Source organism: Ruegeria sp. BB6 (assembly GCF_056539385.1).
In genome coordinates this window covers 122,236-140,499 of the sequence record NZ_JBQFUW010000002.1, presented here as the reverse complement: position 1 = coordinate 140,499, position 18,264 = coordinate 122,236, and the positions used below count along the sequence as shown (strand labels likewise).

Annotated in this window: 15 protein-coding genes; 5 read left to right on the top strand and 10 right to left on the bottom strand. The window is 57.6% G+C overall.

Annotated features, from left to right (window positions below):
* From ACR0B7_RS05165 to acs, 8 genes are all read right to left on the bottom strand, one after another.
* Positions 1 to 501 (bottom strand): flavin reductase family protein, encoded by a 501-nt coding sequence (locus ACR0B7_RS05165; protein WP_170416939.1) that lies wholly within the window; start codon positions 499 to 501, stop codon positions 1 to 3.
* A gap of 88 nt (positions 502 to 589) precedes the next feature.
* Complete coding sequence (locus tag ACR0B7_RS05160; RefSeq protein WP_170482394.1) at positions 590 to 2,002, bottom strand: 3'-5' exonuclease; 1,413 nt, start codon at positions 2,000 to 2,002, stop codon at positions 590 to 592.
* Between the two features lies 1 nt (position 2,003).
* Positions 2,004 to 2,522 (bottom strand): hypothetical protein, encoded by a 519-nt coding sequence (locus ACR0B7_RS05155; protein ID WP_170482391.1) that lies wholly within the window; start codon positions 2,520 to 2,522, stop codon positions 2,004 to 2,006.
* A 25-nt stretch (positions 2,523 to 2,547) separates the two neighbouring features.
* A complete protein-coding gene (locus ACR0B7_RS05150) occupies positions 2,548 to 4,371 on the bottom strand; it encodes a DUF294 nucleotidyltransferase-like domain-containing protein (protein WP_170482388.1) in 1,824 nt (607 codons plus the stop codon).
* 110 nt (positions 4,372 to 4,481) lie between these two features.
* Positions 4,482 to 6,266 (bottom strand): sodium:solute symporter family protein, encoded by a 1,785-nt coding sequence (locus ACR0B7_RS05145; protein ID WP_170383897.1) that lies wholly within the window; start codon positions 6,264 to 6,266, stop codon positions 4,482 to 4,484.
* Between the two features lie 5 nt (positions 6,267 to 6,271).
* Positions 6,272 to 6,556, bottom strand: a complete 285-nt coding sequence (locus tag ACR0B7_RS05140) for a DUF4212 domain-containing protein (RefSeq protein WP_170383899.1) — start codon at positions 6,554 to 6,556, stop codon at positions 6,272 to 6,274.
* Positions 6,557 to 6,740: 184 nt separating this feature from the next.
* The gene (locus tag ACR0B7_RS05135; protein ID WP_170569028.1) at positions 6,741 to 7,424 is read right to left on the bottom strand and encodes an adenylate kinase; all 684 of its coding nucleotides are present in this window, start codon (positions 7,422 to 7,424) and stop codon (positions 6,741 to 6,743) included.
* Positions 7,425 to 7,431: 7 nt separating this feature from the next.
* Positions 7,432 to 9,396 carry an acetate--CoA ligase gene (acs, locus tag ACR0B7_RS05130; RefSeq protein WP_170482382.1) on the bottom strand — a complete coding sequence of 655 codons (1,965 nt, stop codon included), beginning with the start codon at positions 9,394 to 9,396 and terminating at the stop codon, positions 7,432 to 7,434.
* 426 nt (positions 9,397 to 9,822) lie between these two features.
* Between acs and ACR0B7_RS05125 the strand changes: the two genes are divergently transcribed.
* The 3 genes from ACR0B7_RS05125 (at position 9,823) to ACR0B7_RS05115 (ending at position 12,940) form a co-directional block, all read left to right on the top strand.
* Positions 9,823 to 10,839 carry a C4-dicarboxylate TRAP transporter substrate-binding protein gene (locus ACR0B7_RS05125; protein ID WP_170483045.1) on the top strand — a complete coding sequence of 339 codons (1,017 nt, stop codon included), beginning with the start codon at positions 9,823 to 9,825 and terminating at the stop codon, positions 10,837 to 10,839.
* A gap of 64 nt (positions 10,840 to 10,903) precedes the next feature.
* Positions 10,904 to 11,536, top strand: a complete 633-nt coding sequence (locus ACR0B7_RS05120; RefSeq protein ID WP_170383908.1) for a TRAP transporter small permease — start codon at positions 10,904 to 10,906, stop codon at positions 11,534 to 11,536.
* Entirely contained in the window at positions 11,537 to 12,940 is a 1,404-nt protein-coding gene (locus ACR0B7_RS05115; protein WP_170482378.1) for a TRAP transporter large permease, read from the top strand.
* Between the two features lie 134 nt (positions 12,941 to 13,074).
* Here the strand turns inward: ACR0B7_RS05115 and ACR0B7_RS05110 are convergent, their stop codons facing one another.
* Both ACR0B7_RS05110 and rocF read right to left on the bottom strand, forming a co-directional pair.
* A complete protein-coding gene (locus ACR0B7_RS05110; RefSeq protein WP_170482376.1) occupies positions 13,075 to 14,118 on the bottom strand; it encodes an ornithine cyclodeaminase in 1,044 nt (347 codons plus the stop codon).
* Positions 14,118 to 15,038 (bottom strand): arginase, encoded by a 921-nt coding sequence (rocF, locus tag ACR0B7_RS05105; RefSeq protein ID WP_170482374.1) that lies wholly within the window; start codon positions 15,036 to 15,038, stop codon positions 14,118 to 14,120. Before rocF ends, ACR0B7_RS05110 begins: the two co-directional genes overlap by 1 nt.
* An 86-nt stretch (positions 15,039 to 15,124) precedes the next feature.
* Here rocF and ACR0B7_RS05100 point away from each other — a divergent pair, with 86 nt between their 5' ends.
* Positions 15,125 to 15,553, top strand: a complete 429-nt coding sequence (locus tag ACR0B7_RS05100) for an Lrp/AsnC family transcriptional regulator (protein WP_170482371.1) — start codon at positions 15,125 to 15,127, stop codon at positions 15,551 to 15,553.
* Between the two features lie 101 nt (positions 15,554 to 15,654).
* Positions 15,655 to 18,264, top strand: coding sequence for a bifunctional lysylphosphatidylglycerol flippase/synthetase MprF (gene mprF, locus ACR0B7_RS05095; RefSeq protein WP_170482369.1), 2,610 nt, complete (start codon positions 15,655 to 15,657; stop codon positions 18,262 to 18,264).

Here is an 18,264-nt window from a genome sequence, read left to right as displayed (position 1 = left end):
CTAAAGCAGGTCGGCGAACCCGCCGAATTGACCGCGTTTGAAAATCAGTCCCTTGCCGGTGCGAAACATTACCTTTTCCACCTGACCTACAATGATCAGGTGATCTCCGGCTTCGTGACGGGTGTGAAGCTGACAGTCAAACCGCGCCAGACAATTCGCTAGTTGGGGGCGCCCAAGATGGTCAACAGCCCAATCCGCATGGGAAAAATCAGACCCGTCTCGTGCGAATTTAAGAGCCAACCCTTGTTGTTCTTCGGCCATTACGTGGATTGCGTAATGCTCACAGGCTTCAAAAGCGTCGAACCGGTTTGAATCCTTGGCAAGACACCACAATACAAGCGGTGGATCTAATGACACCGAGGAAAACGAGTTTACGGTGATCGCGCGTGGTCCTTGGCCGGTGTTTGTCGTGACGACAGTGACACCGGTCCCAAAACACCCCAAAGCCTCGCGAAAGGCGGTGCTAGTGTCCGGGGTTGGGGTAAAGGTGTTTTCCGTCATCGTGCGCTCAATCCGTAGCCGCGCATCAGGTGCCACGACCTGCACAGATTGTCCACGAAAAGCTGAATCTTTACTGTATTTTTCCTGCTCAGTTGAGGTCTTCAAGCAGGCGGCCATGCTGCCGGGTTGCTTCGATCACCGCGCCAAAAGTGCTCATGCCGCGCGCTTGCAGCATTGGCAGCATTTTCACCAAGGCTTCTGCCGTCGCGACCGCGTCGCCCAAGGCAGTGTGGCGCAGTTCAACCGGGATGGTGATGTCGAGCCTGTCGCACAACGCGTCCAGCGTGTGTTTGTCGCTTGCGCCGAACAGGACGGCGGACAATAGGACCGTGTCCAAAATCGGGTGGTTCCAATCCACGTTCATTCTTTTGGCGTGCCGTCGCAGAAAAGCCATATCGAATGGAGCGTTATGGGCAACGATCACAGCATCGCGCGCAAACTGATGGAAAACACGCCCGGCTTCGGCAATGTCCGGCGACCCTTGGACCATCCGGTCGTTAATCTTATGCACCTTGGTTGAGGCGGGCGGGATAGGCATGCCGGGGTCGACCAGCATGTCCAGCTTTTCACCAGACACGATACGCCCTTTCAGGACTCGGACAGCGCCGATTTGGACAATCTCATCTTTATGCGGCAGTAGTCCCGTTGTTTCAGTGTCAAACACGACAAAGCAAAGATCCTGCAAGGCAAGGGTTTCAAAGGCTGCGTCGGTCGTAGAGTTTAGCAGGTCAAAGTCATAGACCAGAGGACGGGCAGCCTCGGGCGCGATATTCGCCGCACTGTCTTCCAGCATGAGGATGTATCCCGGCGCATCCCCCAATGGCTTCATTCGGGCCTTGAATGTCTGTGCGCCATCTATGCTGGTGAGGTCGCAGGTAACTTCCAGCCCGGTCTTTATCAGCGCGGCATGCGCGTCCTCCAACGGGCCAGGTTTCAGATATTCAAACAGCGATGCGTTCAGGCGAGGATGCGCAATCTGCGCCAGCACCTGTGCGGCCTGACCGTCATAGAGCACGATTTTATGAGTCGGGCTGGCCAGGATCATGGCGACAGGTATTTCCGTCAGCAAAGCAGTCAGTCGTTGCTTTTCCGCGGCCAGATGCGCGGTTTCCGCAGCGACGGCTTCGGCCACGCTCATGGTTTTGTCTGAAAGCTGTTCGGCCAGCCCTGCGGCAGCGGGAGCCAAGTCGCCCAAATACCGAGCAGCCCGAACATCCATGTCGGTACTGACGCCCGCATGCGCACGGGCGCGCAATTCTGCCGAAAGTCGCTCTATGGGCTTTGCCACATTGTCATCAAACAGAAGCCAAACCGCGACGATCAGGGCAACAAATCCAAACCCCATGAGGATTTCAGCGAAAATAAAGGGGTTAATCAGTTCCGGGTCGGCGATGCGGCGGTAACTGATCCAAAGCGCGACGGAACTGACCGCCAGACCACCGATGGCCAGCAGGCAGAAAAACAGAAAAACGCGAAGACGCAGACTTAGCCGAGTCAGCATTTCAAACCTCGCAGGTTGCCTCGATAATCGGATCAACGGTTTCGCCCTCGACCCAATCAGCATTCAGCAGCTCGCCGCTGTCCCCAAATTCAGCGCCGTCCGCCAGATTTGCGCGCAAGTTTTCAGCGCAGTCGACTGCGACGGGCAATTTTGAAACCGGTGCCCAGCGACCGAAGAAATACATATCAACAAGGCGTTGTTCGGGCACCTGATCATTTGTGCGGACCGAGGCGGTGTCGATGGCCGCAAACCGATCTACGAAAGGCACGGCATAGGTCCAGGGGCGGTAAAATGCGCGACTTTCCACTTCGTGAATGACGGTCAAACCTTCTGGCAAGGTCGCGCGGGTGCGGTCGTACCAGGAATATTCGCTGGATATCGTCATGCCGATCATGCCCAGCCCGGCGGCAACAGGCGCAACCCAGCGGGGCAGGCGGCCACCCGAGAGCTTGTTGACGACCATCACCACCCCCGCAAAGGCGACGCCTGCAAAAATGGTGCCAAGCAGTTCTAAGAACATGGTGCTTCTCCGAATTCCAGCCGGGTTAACCCAGCATTCCCTTTCCGTGACCTACCGCAGACTGCATCGTCTTTACCACGACGAAAGCATCCCGAAGATGACTTCGCTCAAAGTCGGACAGGTCAGAGGGCGGTAGGAAGTTGTCCGGTTTCTTGCCAGATTTCACCAGCCTGACCTGATGTTCCAGCCGTGTTTCAGCAATCAGGTCGTATGCGTCTAGCAAGTCGCGCGCTCCAGACGGGCTGAGGATGCCAGCGGAACCAGCAGCTTTCAGACGCGCGCGGGTGTTGGCTTCGGTCAGTTGACCTTGCAAGCTGTAAATGCGTGCAAGATCGACCACTGGAACTACTCCGTTATGTTTCAAATCCAACGTGTTACGGTGTTCACCTGATCTGATCGTGGCAAAGCCGCGCAGCAATCCGAGCGGCGGCGTATGTTTCAGCGAGTTCGAGATCATATGCGCCACAAAGATCGAGTTTGCTTGCGCCGAGGCCAGCGTATCAGCCTGCAGGTCGTCGAACAGGTTGAATGCGCCTCCGATCGGTCGCAGGTCAAACATGACCGAGGCCAACATCTGCGCCTCGGGATTGGGCTTGGCGATCCAGCCTTTGAAATAGTCCCGCCAGACGTGCACGGGCTGACACCAGCGCGGGTTGGTCGCCATCATATCGCCGGGGCAGTAGAAATACCCGCATGTGTCCAACCCGTCCGAGACAAATTTGGCCAGCGCATGAAAATAGGCCATGTCACCATCCGATACACTGTCATCCAGTATCAGGCAGTTGTCTTGGTCCGAGACCCCCGTTTGCTCTTGCCGTCCCTGCGATCCACAGGCGAGCCAGAGGTAGGGCGCGGGCGGCGGGCCAAGTTCCGCCTCGGCCAGTATCAGCAACCGCCGTGTTGCAGTGTCCGCGATGTCGGTAATCAGACGCGTGACGATCTCATGCCTGTTTCCGGCGGCGACAAGCTGCACCAAGAGCTGTGGAATCTCGTCGGTCACAACGGCCATCTGTTGTGCGCTTTGCGCAGCGGCGATCCGACGTACAAGCTCTGCTGAATTTACGGCTTGATAGTGCGTCAAATCCGTTTGTGTCACGATCCCAACGATGCGGCCACCTTCGGTAATCGGGATGTGGCCGATCCCGCGCTCCATCATCACGTGCAGAACGTCTGAGCCAATGTCGGACGGAGACAACGTGATCGGGTCGGCCGTCATGATGGTCGAAACGGGGGTATCCTTGGACATCCCTTCGGCGACGTACTTGCTGGAAATATCCCGCAGCGTGATGATGCCAAGCAGGTCTTCGCCGTTCGTCACGCACAGGGATGATATGCTCATGTCCCGCATCATCTTTGCGGCCTCTCGGACCGGAGTTTCGGGCGGGCACGTGGCGGGATTGTGGGCCATCAGTACGTCGATTGCACTGGTGGCGAGGCTCTGCGGTCCCGCGCGCTGACCTCTGGACCGGTCGAAAAACTTCGATACGACGTCATGCCCTTCGATCAATTCCTTGACCAATTCGGGCGGCAGCACCAGCAGGACCGACGGCGCATGCGTTCGGGCCTTTGTCGAGGCTTTCCCGTCTTTCAGCAGTCCTCGCTCTCCGAACGAGTTGCGCAACCCCAGATGAGATACGACGGCGTCATTCTCATCCTTGATCTCGACCTGTCCTTCATAAATCACGAATACGCCGGGCAGGGAGTGGCCCAGCTCGTACACGGGGAAATCTTCTTCGACCTCCCAGACCTCGATCTGATTTGCCACCGAGTCCAGGACATCGGCAGGCAGGGCGTCATAAGGGTGTACGGATTTCAGAAACCGGGTGATCTCGTCATGGGACAGGGGCATGGAATACTCCTCGGTCTCGGGGTGAAAAATCCCGCCCGGTGGTGTGCCGGGCGGGAGTAGTCAGTCGAAAGATGCGGCCTTTGGCAAGTACGCTTTGGGCCGCATCATGCTCATTTATTCTGAGCTGCACCCGCGCCACGGGGAATGCGGACGCTTTCGACCAGATCTTTGATCTCCTGCGGGGTTTCCTTGGTCGCACCGGCCACCACATAGGCGACGGCAAAGTTGACCATGGCACCGATTGCGCCGAACGAGGTCGACTTGATCGGACCCAACAGCGGGTCAGCATCGGTGAACGAGTTGGTGCCCGGAATGAACAGCCAGCCCTTATGCAGGAAGATGTAGACCAGAGTGACGACCAGACCGGCCAGCATACCCGCGACCGCGCCGGTGTTGTTGATGCGGGTCGAGAAGATCCCCATCATCAACGCCGGGAAGATCGAGGCCGCCGCCAGACCGAAGGCCAAGGCCACCGTCTGCGCCGCAAATCCCGGAGGATTCAGACCCAGATAGGTTGCCACGACGATGGCTACAGCCATCGCGACACGGGCCGACATCAACTCACCCTTTTCCGAGATCTGCGGGTTGATCGCCCCTTTGATCAGGTCGTGGGACACAGCCGACGAGATCGCCAGCAGCAGACCCGCAGCAGTCGACAGAGCAGCCGCAAGACCACCGGCCGCGACCAGACCGATCACCCAACCCGGCAGGTTGGCAATCTCGGGGTTGGCCAGAACCAGAATGTCACGGTTGAACTTGGTCAGCTCGTTACCAACCCAGCCTTTTTCCTCGGCAAGTGCCTGCATGTCGGCATTTGCGTCGTTATAGTACTGGATCTTGCCGTCGCCATTCTTGTCTTCCCAGTCCAGCAGACCGGTTTTCTGCCATGTCTGCATCCAGTCATAGCGGGCATCGTTGTCGATCTGTTCAACCGTCACAGCGCCACCGTCGATGCCTCCATTGGGCCACATCATGTCGGTGATGTTCAGACGAGCCATTGCGCCAACCGCAGGGGCGGTCAGGTACAGCAGCGCGATGAAGACCAGCGTCCAGCCTGCCGACCAGCGGGCGTCCGACACTTTGGGCACGGTGAAAAAGCGCATGATGACGTGCGGCAGACCCGCCGTACCGATCATCAGCGACAGGGTGAACAGCACCATGTTCAGCGTGTTCGAGTGGTGGGCCGTGTATTCGTTAAAGCCCAGCTCGGTCACGATCGCGTCCAGCTTGGTCAGCAGAGGCTCACCGCTGGCGGTGTCACCGAACAGGCCCAGCGCCGGAACAGGTGTGCCAGTCAACTGCAACGAGATGAAGATCGCCGGGATGGTATAGGCGGTGATCAGCACGCAGTACTGAGCGACCTGCGTGTAGGTCACGCCCTTCATCCCACCGAACACCGCGTAGGCAAACACCACACAGGCACCGATCAGCAGACCGGATGTGTTCGACACTTCGAGGAAGCGGCCAAAGGCCACGCCCACGCCTGTCATCTGACCGATCACGTAGGTCACCGAGGCGACGATCAGACAGATCACCGCAACGACACGTGCGGTCTGGCTGTAGAACCGGTCACCGATGAACTCCGAGACAGTGTACTTGCCGAATTTACGCAGATAGGGCGCAAGCAGCAGCGCCAGCAGCACGTAGCCGCCGGTCCAACCCATCAGGAAGGTCGAGTTGTCATAGCCGGTAAAGGCAATCAGGCCCGCCATCGAGATGAACGAGGCCGCAGACATCCAGTCCGCCGCTGTCGCCATACCGTTGGTGACCGGGTGAACGCCGCGACCGGCGGCGTAGAATTCCGAAGTGGAACCCGCGCGGGCCCAGATCGCGATGCCGATGTACAGCGCGAAGGACGCGCCGACAAACAGCAGGTTGATGGTAAACTGGTCCATGGGGTTTACTCCTCATCCACGCCGAATTCGGCGTCCAGCTTGTTCATGCGCCAGGCGTAGTTGAAGATCAGCACCAGAAAGACCAGGATCGAACCCTGCTGGGCGAACCAAAAGCCCAGATCGGTGCCGCCTACGGAAATACCCGACAGCAGCGGACGCAGCAAAATGCCGAATCCAAAAGACACCAGCGCCCAGATCACGAGGCTGATGTAGATGAGACGCAGATTGGCCTGCCAATAGCCCTTGTCGGCCTCGGCAGTCTGCGCGGAGTTTGTTGATTGATCCGCCATCGCGGGGTCCTCCTTCGCTTCCTCCTGTTGCGACCCCTTGCTTTGTCCTCCAGCGCTTGGGGCCGCTTTTCGTAACGCCCAAGGCCGGGTGGCATCAGGCAAAACCCCTCCGGTCCGCCAGGGCGGTTCCGATGAAGTATTCGTTTAGGAATTCGGCCCTGAGTTTCGGGCGGGCCGAGTTCCCCTAGTTCATCGCGCTGCTGACAACTTTCTCAAGCTGGCTTGCGATGTCGTCGATGTCGCCCATGGCGTTCAGACCTTTCAGAACGCCTTGGTCTTGGTAATAGGTGATCAGAGGCGCCGTTTGCGCGTGATAGGCCGCAAGACGCGAGGCAACGGTTTCGGCATTGTCATCCGCGCGGCGCTTGAACTCTGAACTGCCGCACTTGTCGCATTTCCCGTCAGTCGCAGGGATCTTGAACGTGTCATGATACCCCTCGCCACACATGGCGCAGGTGTACCGGCCCGAGATGCGCGTGACCATTTCCGCATCCTCAACCTCAAGGCTGATCGCGGCGTTGATCTTCTGACTGGTCTCGGACAGCAGCGTATCCAACGCCTGCGCCTGAACCGTGGTGCGCGGAAAGCCGTCAAGAATGACACCCTTGGCGCAGTCCGGTTCGGCCAGACGGTCGCGCAGGATAGCGATGACGATGTCGTCACTGACCAGGTCACCGGCCTCCATGACGGCTTTGGCGGCTTTGCCTGCCTCTGTCCCCGCAGCCACGGCTGCGCGTAGCAAGTCGCCGGTGCTGAGTTGAACAAGCCCGAACTTGTCCTCCAGCATCCGGGCCTGCGTTCCCTTTCCGGCACCCGGAGGGCCGAGAAGGATCAGAACAGCGGGTGTGGTGATCGTGGCAGCGTCCATCACATCCTCACTTATTCGCACGGTTTTCGATCAGGTCTTCGACCACCGACGGATCAGCCAGCGTCGACGTGTCACCCAGCGCGCCAAAGTCATTCTCGGCGATCTTGCGCAGAATACGGCGCATGATCTTGCCGGAACGGGTTTTCGGCAGACCCGGTGCCCACTGGATTACATCCGGCGAGGCAATCGGTCCGATCTCAGTCCGCACCCAAGTGCGCAGTTCTTTCAGCAGATCGTCCGAAGGCGTGCGATCATTCATCAGGGTGACGTAGCAATAGATGCCCTGACCCTTGATGTCGTGCGGGTAGCCCACCACAGCGGCCTCGGCCACGGCAGCGTGGGCGACCAGCGCGCTTTCAACCTCGGCGGTGCCCATGCGGTGACCAGAGACGTTAATCACGTCATCCACACGGCCGGTGATCCAATAATCTCCATCCTCATCGCGGCGGCAGCCGTCGCCAGTGAAGTAATAGCCTTTGTAGTCAGAGAAATACGTCTTCTCGAACCGCTCATGATCGCCCCAGACGGTGCGCATCTGACCGGGCCAGCTATCCTTGATGCAGAGAACACCTTCGACTCCGTTTCCGCTGATCTCGACACCCGATTGCGGGTCCAAAACCACGGGCTGAACGCCAAAGAAGGGCTTCATGGCCGAACCCGGCTTCGTCGCATGTGCGCCGGGCAGAGGGGTCATCATGTGACCACCGGTTTCGGTCTGCCACCACGTGTCAACGATCGGGCAGTTTCCTTTACCGACAACCTCGTTGTACCAGTTCCACGCCTCGGGGTTGATGGGCTCGCCCACAGTGCCCAGCAGACGCAGATCGCTGAGGTCGTGCTTTTCGACAAACTCGTTGCCTTGACCCATCAGAGCGCGGATCGCGGTCGGGGCGGTGTAGAACTGATTGACCTTGTGCTTGGCGCAAACCTCCCAGAAGCGGCCCGCGTCCGGGTAGGTGGGTACACCTTCAAACATCAGCGTGGTCGCGCCGTTGGCCAGCGGTCCATAGACGATATAGCTGTGGCCGGTGACCCAGCCGACGTCAGCGGTACACCAATAGATGTCGCCTTCGTGGTAGTCGAATGTGACCTCATGTGTCAGCGCGGCATAAACCAGATAACCGCCGGTCGTGTGCACAACCCCTTTGGGTTGGCCCGTGGAGCCAGAGGTATAAAGAATGAACAGCGGATCTTCGGCGTTCATCTCGGTGGGTGCGCAATAGTCGTCCGCCTCAAGCGCCATTTCGTTGTAGTCAAAATCACGACCGTTGATCCACGTGGTCTGCCCGTTGGTGCGTTTGACCACCAGGCATTTTACGGTGTCCTTGCAGTGCAGCAGAGCCGCATCCGCGTTGGACTTCAGCGGCGTCTTGCGGCCCCCACGCGGTGCTTCGTCCGCTGTGATGACAACCTTCGCGTCGCAGCCATTGATCCGCGCCGCCAAAGCGTCCGGCGAGAAACCTGCAAAAACAATGGAATGAATCGCGCCGATCCGTGCACAGGCCAGCATTGCATAGGCGGCCTCGGGGATCATCGGCAGATAGATCACCACACGGTCGCCTTTGCGCACGCCCATCGACTCAAGGATATTTGCCATCCGGCAAGTGCGGCGGTGCAGTTCGGCGTAAGTGATGTGCTGGGCCGCGTCGTTTGGATCATCCGGCTCCCAGATAATCGCCGTCTGATCGCCGCGCGTTTTCAAGTGACGATCCAGGCAGTTGGCCGAAACGTTCAGAGTGCCATCGGCATACCAGTTGATTCCGACGGACCCGAAATCGAAGTTGACGTCTTTGACCTGCGTATAGGGTTTAATCCAGTCAACGCGTTTCCCGTGTTCGTCCCAGAACGCGACAGGGTCGTTGACAGAGGCCGCGTACATCTCGGTGTATTTTTCAGCATCGACATGTGCACGCGCAACGGTATCTGCGGATGGCGGATAGACTTTGGCATCTGCCTGAGCAGCGGTTGTCATTCTGAGGCTCCTCCCTCTGGACTAAATTTCACTAAGTCGATTTTGCCTGCTGAACCGGCAATGTCGACCCGCTTCCTCCCAGTACCGGATAATACGGAGAACTGAAAACAAGGAAATAAATTACAGAAAACTATGGATTAGTTTGTAAATAACTTTCTTTCATTGGTTGCCATCTGTAAATAAAATCAACAAAATTGGAAAAAATAAAGCAAAGACAAACTGTTAAATGTCACAGATTTTCGTGGGGCGCACAGGTCGCCCCCGACTTTGAATGAAGCATTTCTAATTCATCTTTTGGTTGTTAGCGCTCAACTGAGCTGTCTGTAGAATTTTCGGACAGCTGTCCGGGGTTGGCACATTGTAATGTTGGCGCTAGCTTTACCCCAAGCGCCCAGGCGAGGGGGCGCATCAAAGGGAGAAATCATGATGAAAAAGATGTTGAGCGGCGCCGCCGTCGCTGCCTTGACTGTTGCGTTTGTCTCTGAGGCCGCAGCAACTGAATGGAATGCTTCGGTCTGGGGCAAACGTCGCGCCTTTACCGAACATGTTGAAAAGCTGGCTGAGTTGGTCAACGAAAAGACCGGCGGCGACTTCACGATCAATGTCAGCTATGGCGGTTTGTCCAAACCGCGTGAAAACCTTGACGGAATCGAGATCGGCGCATTTGAGATGGCCCAGTTCTGTGCGGGCTACCACCGTGACAAAAACCGCGCGATCACGGTACTTGAGCTGCCCTTCCTTGGGGTAAACACTCTGGACGAGGAGGTGGCTGTCAGCCACGCTGTCTACGATCATCCCGCCGTAAAGGATGAAATGGCCCAGTGGAATGCGCGCATTATCATGACGTCGCCCATGCCTCAGTACAACCTCGTTGGAACAGGCGACCCTCGCGCAACTCTCGCTGATTTCGACGGAATGCGCGTGCGTGCGACGGGTGGTCTGGGTCAGGCGTTCGAGGCGGTTGGCGGTGTTCCCACCTCGGTCCCTGCAACCGAGGCGTTCAACGCGATGGAATCAGGGGTTGTCGATACCGTAGCGTTTGCTCAGCACGCGCACCTGTCATTCGGCACTATTAACGAAGCTGACTGGTGGACGGCCAACCTGAACCCCGGCACTGTGAATTGCCCGGTTGTCGTGAACATTGATGCTTACGAGGCGCTGTCACCAGAGCACCGCGAAGCTCTGGACAGTTCGGTTGACGAGGCGATTGACCACTACCTCGCCAATTACGGCGGTCTGCTCGAGCAGTGGGACGGTGTGCTTTCCGAAAAGGGCGTCGAGAAAGTAATGATCGACGACGCCGTGATCGAAGAATTCCGCACCAAGGCCGCAGATCCAATCCGCGAACAGTGGATTGCGGACATGAGCGCACAGGGTCTGCCTGCACAGGACTTGTATGATCTGGTTCAGTCGACGCTGAAACAGCAGCGCGGCGGAAATTGACTTGATTGTTCCGGGTGCCTGACAGGGCACCCGGATACCAATAATAAACAAGAGGATCACCGGAATGGCAGGACAGGCCACGGTGCTGGAAGATGGCAGTCGCCTCAGCCGGCTGGATCACCATCTACTGAGGATAGAGCGGTTTCTTGCCCTGATAAGCGGTCTTGCCGTCTTTGGCTTGATGGTGCTTGCCGTCGTGTCGGTTAGCGGGCGAAATGCAATCAACGCACCCTTGCCCGGATACGTGGACTGGATCGAACAGGCGATGCCATTGATTGCGTTCCTCGGCGTCTCTTATGTGCAGCGTGATGGCGGCCACATACGTATGGACATCGTTATCTCGCGCCTGCATGGGCGGGCGCTTTGGCTGTTTGAACTGATCTCGGTCATTCTGATCCTTGTGCTGATGCTGGCCCTTGTCTGGGGAAGCTGGTCCCATTTCGACCGCTCGTTCGATTTCGGCGCGCCATTGTGGAGCCGCGACAGCTCGATCGACATCGGTATCCCGCTTTGGCCTGCAAAATTGTTGGCGCCCGTCGCGTTTTCGGTGCTGTGTGTGCGTTTGGTTCTTCAAATCTGGGGATACGGCCGTGCCTTTGTTCTTGGGCTGGAAAGCCCTGTGGCCGTGCCTTTGATCCAGGATGCCGCAGCGCAAGCCGCAGCCGAAGCCGAACAATTTGAGGGGCAGGACGAGTAGATGGACAGTATTGACATCGGGCTCTGGGTCACCGGTGGCCTGCTTGTATTGGTCGTGACCGGCATGCGTGTGGCTTTTGCCGCTGGACTGGCAGGGTTGGTTGGGCTGGTCTGGATCTTCTGGGCCAAGTTTGGCTACGACCCGGACCGGTTCGGCAAAGCTCTGACGGTAGCTGTCAAGACAGCGGGGCAGGTGCCGCATTCCAAGGTCGCCGCCCATACTCTCAGCCTGATCCCGACCTTCATCCTGATCGGGTACCTTGCCTACTATGCAGGCCTGACCCGCGCATTATTCGAGGCGGCCAAACGCTGGGTCGCCTGGGTGCCCGGAGGTTTGGCCGTATCGACCGTATTCGCCACGGCGGGCTTCGCGGCTGTCTCCGGAGCCTCAGTTGCGACATCAGCGGTTTTCGCGCGCATCGCGATCCCCGAGATGCTGAAGGTCGGCTACAACAAGCAATTCGCCGCGGGTGTGGTGGCGGCTGGGGGGACACTGGCGTCCTTGATCCCGCCCTCCGCGATTCTCGTGATCTATGCCATCATTGTTGAGCAGGACGTGGGAAAACTCCTGTTGGCTGGTTTCATTCCGGGCGCGTTTTCGGCCGTGGTCTACGGATTGCTGATCGTGGGGATTGCGGTTGTGTTCAAAACCGTTGGCCCTCCGGTCACGGGCTTTACGTGGAAACAGCGTTTTGCCGCGCTACCGGGTGCCTTTCCGATCGTGGCCGTAATCCTGATCATCATCTGTTTCGTCTACAATCCCTTTGGTGAAAAAGCCTGGGGTACACCTACCGAAGGTGGAGCAATCGGCGCATTTATCGTGTTCTGCTTCGCTCTTTTCCACGGGATGCGCTGGACCGAGTTGAAGTCCGCACTGCTTGAGACCGCAAAGCTGACGGCGATGATCTTCTCGATCATCTGGGGCGTTCTAATCTATGTGCGCTTTCTCGGTTTTGCCGATCTGCCGGGCGCGTTCTCCGATTGGATCACCGGGCTGGAAATGTCTCCGATGTTGATCCTGATTTGCATCCTGCTTGCCTATGCGGTGCTGGGCATGTTCATGGATGCCATCGGGATGCTGTTGCTGACACTTCCAGTTGTTTACCCTGCGGTCATGGCTTTGAACGGGGGCGAGACTGTCAGTGCAGCGGATAGTGCATTTGGCATGTCAGGGCCGATGTGCGCCATCTGGTTTGGAATCCTTGTGGTCAAAATGGCTGAATTCTGCCTGATCACACCACCGATCGGCCTGAATTGCTTTGTCGTTGCCGGTGTGCGCCCGGACCTGAGTGTTCAGGACGTTTTCAAAGGGGTGACCCCTTTCTTTGTAGCAGATGCGGTCACTATCGCATTGCTTGTCGCGTTCCCAGGCATTGTTCTCTATCTTCCGTCGCTTGCCGGTTAGCAGTTTGTATTTTGCGAGGCTCTGCCTCGCGCTCCGGGATATTTTTAGCCAGATGAAGAGCGGATCCCCTGCTTCATCTGGCCCCAAATATCCCGGGGGAGGCGCCCGCAGGGCGGCGGGGGCAGAGCCCCCGTTCAACGTGCCCGCATCAACATTCCGTATAGGTCGCGCGGATCGTCAGGGTCAGCCAGCATATCGAGCGGCTCGTAAAAATCTGTCCCTTCGATCGCGGTTTTGATGTAGCGCAGGGCCGAGAAATCTTCGATTGCAAAGCCTACACTGTCGAACAGCGTGATCTGCCGGTCGTCGCGTCGGCCTTGTGCCTCACCGGTCATTACTTTCCACATCTCCGTGACCGCATGACCGGGATCAAGCGCCTGAATTTCGCCTTCCACGCGTGTTTGTTCAGGATATTCGACGAAAATGTCTGACCTTAGCAGGATATCCCGGTGAAGCTCGGTTTTGCCGGGGCAATCGCCGCCGATTGCGTTGATATGAACGCCGGGTCCGACCATGTTGTCGGTCAGGATCGTGGCGTATTTCTTGTCGGCAGTGCAGGTGGTGATGATTTGGGCGCCCTCGATAGCGTCCTCAGGGGTCTTGCACAAAATGACGGTCAGGCCTGACGTTCTGAGATTTGCTGCGCATTTCTCGGTTGCTTTGGCGTCCGTGTCGTAGAGGCGCACCGTATCGATGCCGCACATTGCCTTGAAAGCCAGGCATTGAAACTCTGACTGCGCGCCGTTTCCGATCATCGCCATTGTTGTGGCTGATTCTGGTGCCAGATAGCTGCCGACAAGCGCTGATGTCGCGGCCGTGCGCAACGCCGTCAGAAGGGTCATCTCGGTCAGCAATGTGGGGTACCCAGTATACACGTCAGCCAGCAGCCCAAAGGCGGTGACCGTTTGCAGCCCTTCCGAGGTGTTTTTCGGATGGCCGTTAACGTATTTGAACCCGTAGGCCTCACCGTCCGATGTCGGCATAAGCTCGATAACGCCGTGCGGTGAATGTGCTGGAATACGGGGGGTTTTGTCGAAACTTTCCCAGCGTTTGAAGTCTGCTTCGATCTGGGCGGCGAGCTTCGTGATCATACGCTCGACACCGATGTGGTGCACCAGTCGCATCATGTTGTCGACAGAAACAAATGGCACCAGCGCCTTGTCAGAAGGTTGTGTCATCAGAAACTCCGGGTTGGGCGGTCAAAGATTCGACGCCCCAGCAATGAGGCAGCCAGATCGACCATCAGTTTTGCGGTTCGACCGCGTTCATCCAAAAAGGGGTTCAATTCGACCAGGTCCAGCGAGCATACAAGCCCGCTTTCGTGTAGAAGTTCCATGACCAGATGCGCTTCGCGTTCGGTTGCACCGCCGGGAACTGTTGTGCCGACAGCCGGTGCGATTGAGGGGTCGAGAAAGTCCACATCCAGCGAAACATGAAGCATTCCGTTTGCGGCCCGCACCCTGTCAAGGAATGCCATCAAGGGGGCTTTAATCCCATGTTCATCGATGCTGCGCATGTCGGCCAGCATTGCTTGGTCCTGTTCAAGCCGTTGCCGCTCGGCCGGGTCCACGGACCTAAGGCCAATCATGCCGACGCGATCGGTTGGAATCGGGGTTGTCACAGCCGGAAAGTCGTCAAACCCCTGTTGCCCGGTGAAATAGGCGACAGGCGTGCCGTGCAGGTTACCGCTGTCTGTGCTGCCGGGGGTGTGGAAGTCGCTGTGCGCATCCAGCCAGAGAACGAACATTGGGCGGCCAATTCCGTTGGCATATTCGGTCATGCCTTTGACCGTGCCCATCGACAAAGCGTGGTCACCGCCCATAAAGATCGGCAGCCCCTTGGCAGCGGCGTCTTGGGCCGCGCGGCTTAGGGCGCGTGTCCAGCCCACGCATTCTGGCAGAGCGAAAAGGTGATCATGTGGTGGAGTGTCAGTGTCATCAGGGCGAATATCACCGACGTCCTGAACCATATGTCCTAAATTGGTCAGAGCTTGCTCCAACCCTGCCACCCGATAGGCGTCAGGGCCCATGCGGCATCCCTGTCGGCGTTTCCCCGCATCCATCGGGGCACCGACCAATATTACATTTCCTGTATCCATATGACAATCTAACCAATCGCTGTGGGTTGCGAATATACTGCAAAGTGTTCAAAAAGGTACCCGATGATACAAAATGGGAAGAACGTATGGACGATTTGGATAGTAGATTGCTCAGCGCTCTGCACCGCGATGCGCGCGCGTCGCTGTCCGAGCTTGCCGAAACGCTGGGTGTAACGCGCGCAACGGTGCGCAGTCGCTTGCAGCGCCTCAAGCAATCAGGGGAAATCGTGGGGTTCACCGTTCTGACCCGTCGGGATGTGGCGCAAAGCCCGGTTCGCGGCCTGATGATGCTTGAGATTGAAGGCCGCGGCACCGAGCGGACAATGTCGCGGATCGCGGCCTTACCACAGGTGCGTGCCGTGCATTCGACCAATGGAAGCTGGGATCTGATCGCTGAAATCGGGACCGAAACCTTGGCCGAGTTGGATGAGATTCTCTTTCAGATACGCCGGATGGAAGGGATCACCCGTTCCGAAACCAATCTTCTGCTATCCACCCGCAAAGGGCGCGTCTGATGTCCGTAGTCCTTTGAAGCTCAAGGAAATTGTGCAACAGTTTCCTTGAGCGGGTAACGCGCGCGAGTGACTATTGTCAGACCTGAGAGCAGGGGAACAACATGACGACGCAGGACACAGGCGAAGAACTGTGGGCGGTTCGCTGGGCCGAACGTGCGACGGGATTTCTTGAGCGACCTCTGGTCCGTATCGCAATTCCAGTCTTGGTCACACTGATCGCTTTGGTCGTTTTGCATGAATTGTCATCGCATGTGAAATGGTCTGACGTTCAGACAGACGTGGCGAACACGTCGTGGAAGCTGATGTTCTTTGCCGTCTGCTGGACGGCGTTCAGCTTTGTTTCCCTGTCCATGTACGACGTTTTCGCCGTTCAAAGCGTGGCTGATGGTGAGGTTCCTTTGCCCGTTGCAGGTATGGCAGGCGCTTGCGGGTATGCCGTTTCAAACTGTCTGGGCTTTTCCTACATCACGGGGACAGCGATCAGATATCGCATTTATGCCTCGCTTGGATTGGACCTTGGGCGGGTCGCGGGCGTGATCGCCACATCGTGGATAGCCTTCTGGTCGGGTATGGTCCTGTTGCTGGGCTGCCTGTTGACCCTTCATCCCGATGGGATTTCCAAAATCCTTCCGATCGACGAAACCGTCGAAACCGTCATAGGTGTTTGCCTTCTGATCGGCCTCGCGACGCTTTTGATCTGGCTGGCAAGGGGTGGGCGCAGACTGGCCTACGGGGGGCTGGGGTTCAATCTGCCGGGCGGTAAGTTGGCCGGATTGCTGACCCTCGCGGCCATTGGTGACCTTTTCGGTGCGTCAATGGCGCTCTATGTCCTGATGCCCGATGATCTGGGCATTGGCTACCCGTTCTTCTTTGCGGTTTACATTGGTGCGATCGCGGTCGGCATCCTAAGCCACGCGCCGGGGGGGATTGGAGCGTTTGAGGCCACGCTGATCGCGGGGCTGGGGGCTTCTGGCCGCTCGGACGTTATTGCTGCGCTGCTGTTGTACCGGTTGGTTTACACGTTCCTGCCTTTTGCCATCGCCAGTCTGTCAATCGCTGTCGCTTCGGCGTTGACCCACCGCCGCAGAATTGGCGGAGCCGCCACGTGGGTTTACCGCATTCTGCGTCCGATCGTGCCGATGGTTGCCGCGGGGGTATCAGCCGTTGCCGGGGTGATCCTGCTGGTTTCCGGCGCGTTGCCGACCAGCAGCCAAAACCTTGGGGTTCTGCGGGATTTCCTGCCCTTGTCCTTTGTCGAGGCGTCTCATCTGGCGGGCAGTGCGGTCGGTGTCCTGCTGATCCTCGTCTCGCGCGGGTTGTTCCGTAAACTCTATCGGGCGTGGGTCGTGGCCATGTTGCTGATGGTTGTTGGGTTTGTGGCGTCGCTGACCAAAGGTCTGAACACGCACGAGGCGGTTAGCATGCTGGGCACAATCGCCTTGCTCGCCATGTTCCGGGGCGCATTCTATCGCGTAAGTGGCGCGTCGATTTTCAGGCTGAATATCCCGTGGCTTGTCAGTGTGATTGCTCTGCTGGCCGTCATTTTCTGGATTGGTTTGTTTGCTTATTCTCATGTCGAATATCAGAATTCCCTTTGGTGGGAATTCGCGTGGAACGGCGATGCGTCGCGTTTCCTGCGTTCGAGCTTGATTGTGGCGGTCATTCTGGGCGTGGTCGCCGTGAACACCTTGTTTGGAAGGGATATTCCACCGCCTGTTCGCACTGAAATCCCCGCGGCGGTCGAACGTCTGGCGATGGAAAGCGAAGATACTGAGGCGCAAATCTCTCTGACCGGCGACAAGCAGTTCCTGATCTCGCCCGAGGAAAACGCCTTTCTGGCCTACGCTGACACCGGTAACGCCCTGATCACCAAGGGAGAGCCTGTTGGTGATGAAACGGCCGGGCAGCAGTTGATCTGGCAACTTCGCGAAATGGCAGACCGTGAGGGCAAGCTCTGCGCGTTTTACAGCGTTTCGACCAAATACCTGCCGACTTTTCTTGATCTGGGTCTGTCGATCCTGAAAATCGGCGAGGTTGCGCGTGTTCCGCTGAAAGACTTCTCTTTGGACGGAAAGTCGCGCAAACGCTTTCGTCAGGCCAAGAACCGGGCCGAGCGGGAAGGGTATGTGTTTGAAATCATTCCCAAAGAGAAACTGGCACCGGTTCTGCCCGAGTTGCGGAAGATTTCCGATGATTGGCTCGCGCAAAAAGCGGGCGAAGAAAAAGGGTTCGCCTTGGGTGGGTTCGACAACGAATACCTTTCGTATTTCGACCATGCGGTTCTGCGCAACGGGGATACGGGCGAAATCGTTGCGTTTGCCAATCTGTTTCAGGGTGGCCACAAGTCTGAACTGTCACTGGACCTGATGCGGTATGAGCCTGACAGCCCCAGCTTTGTCATGGACGCCCTTTTTGCCGAGATGATGTCGTGGGGGGCAGAGCAGGGGTTCCAATGGTTTTCATTGGGAGCTGCCCCATTTTCAGGGATCGAAAACCGTCAGCTTGCCTCGATCTGGAACCGCATTGGTGGGTTCGTGTACGAGCACGGTGAGCAGTTCTACCACTTTGAGGGGCTGCGGTCTTTTAAGCAGAAGTTCGACCCGGATTGGAGCCCGAACTATCTGGCCAGCCCCGGAGGTCTAGCGGCCCCGCGCATACTGTACGAGGTGAATATCCTTATCTCGGGCGGGCTGAAAGGTCTGACGAAATAG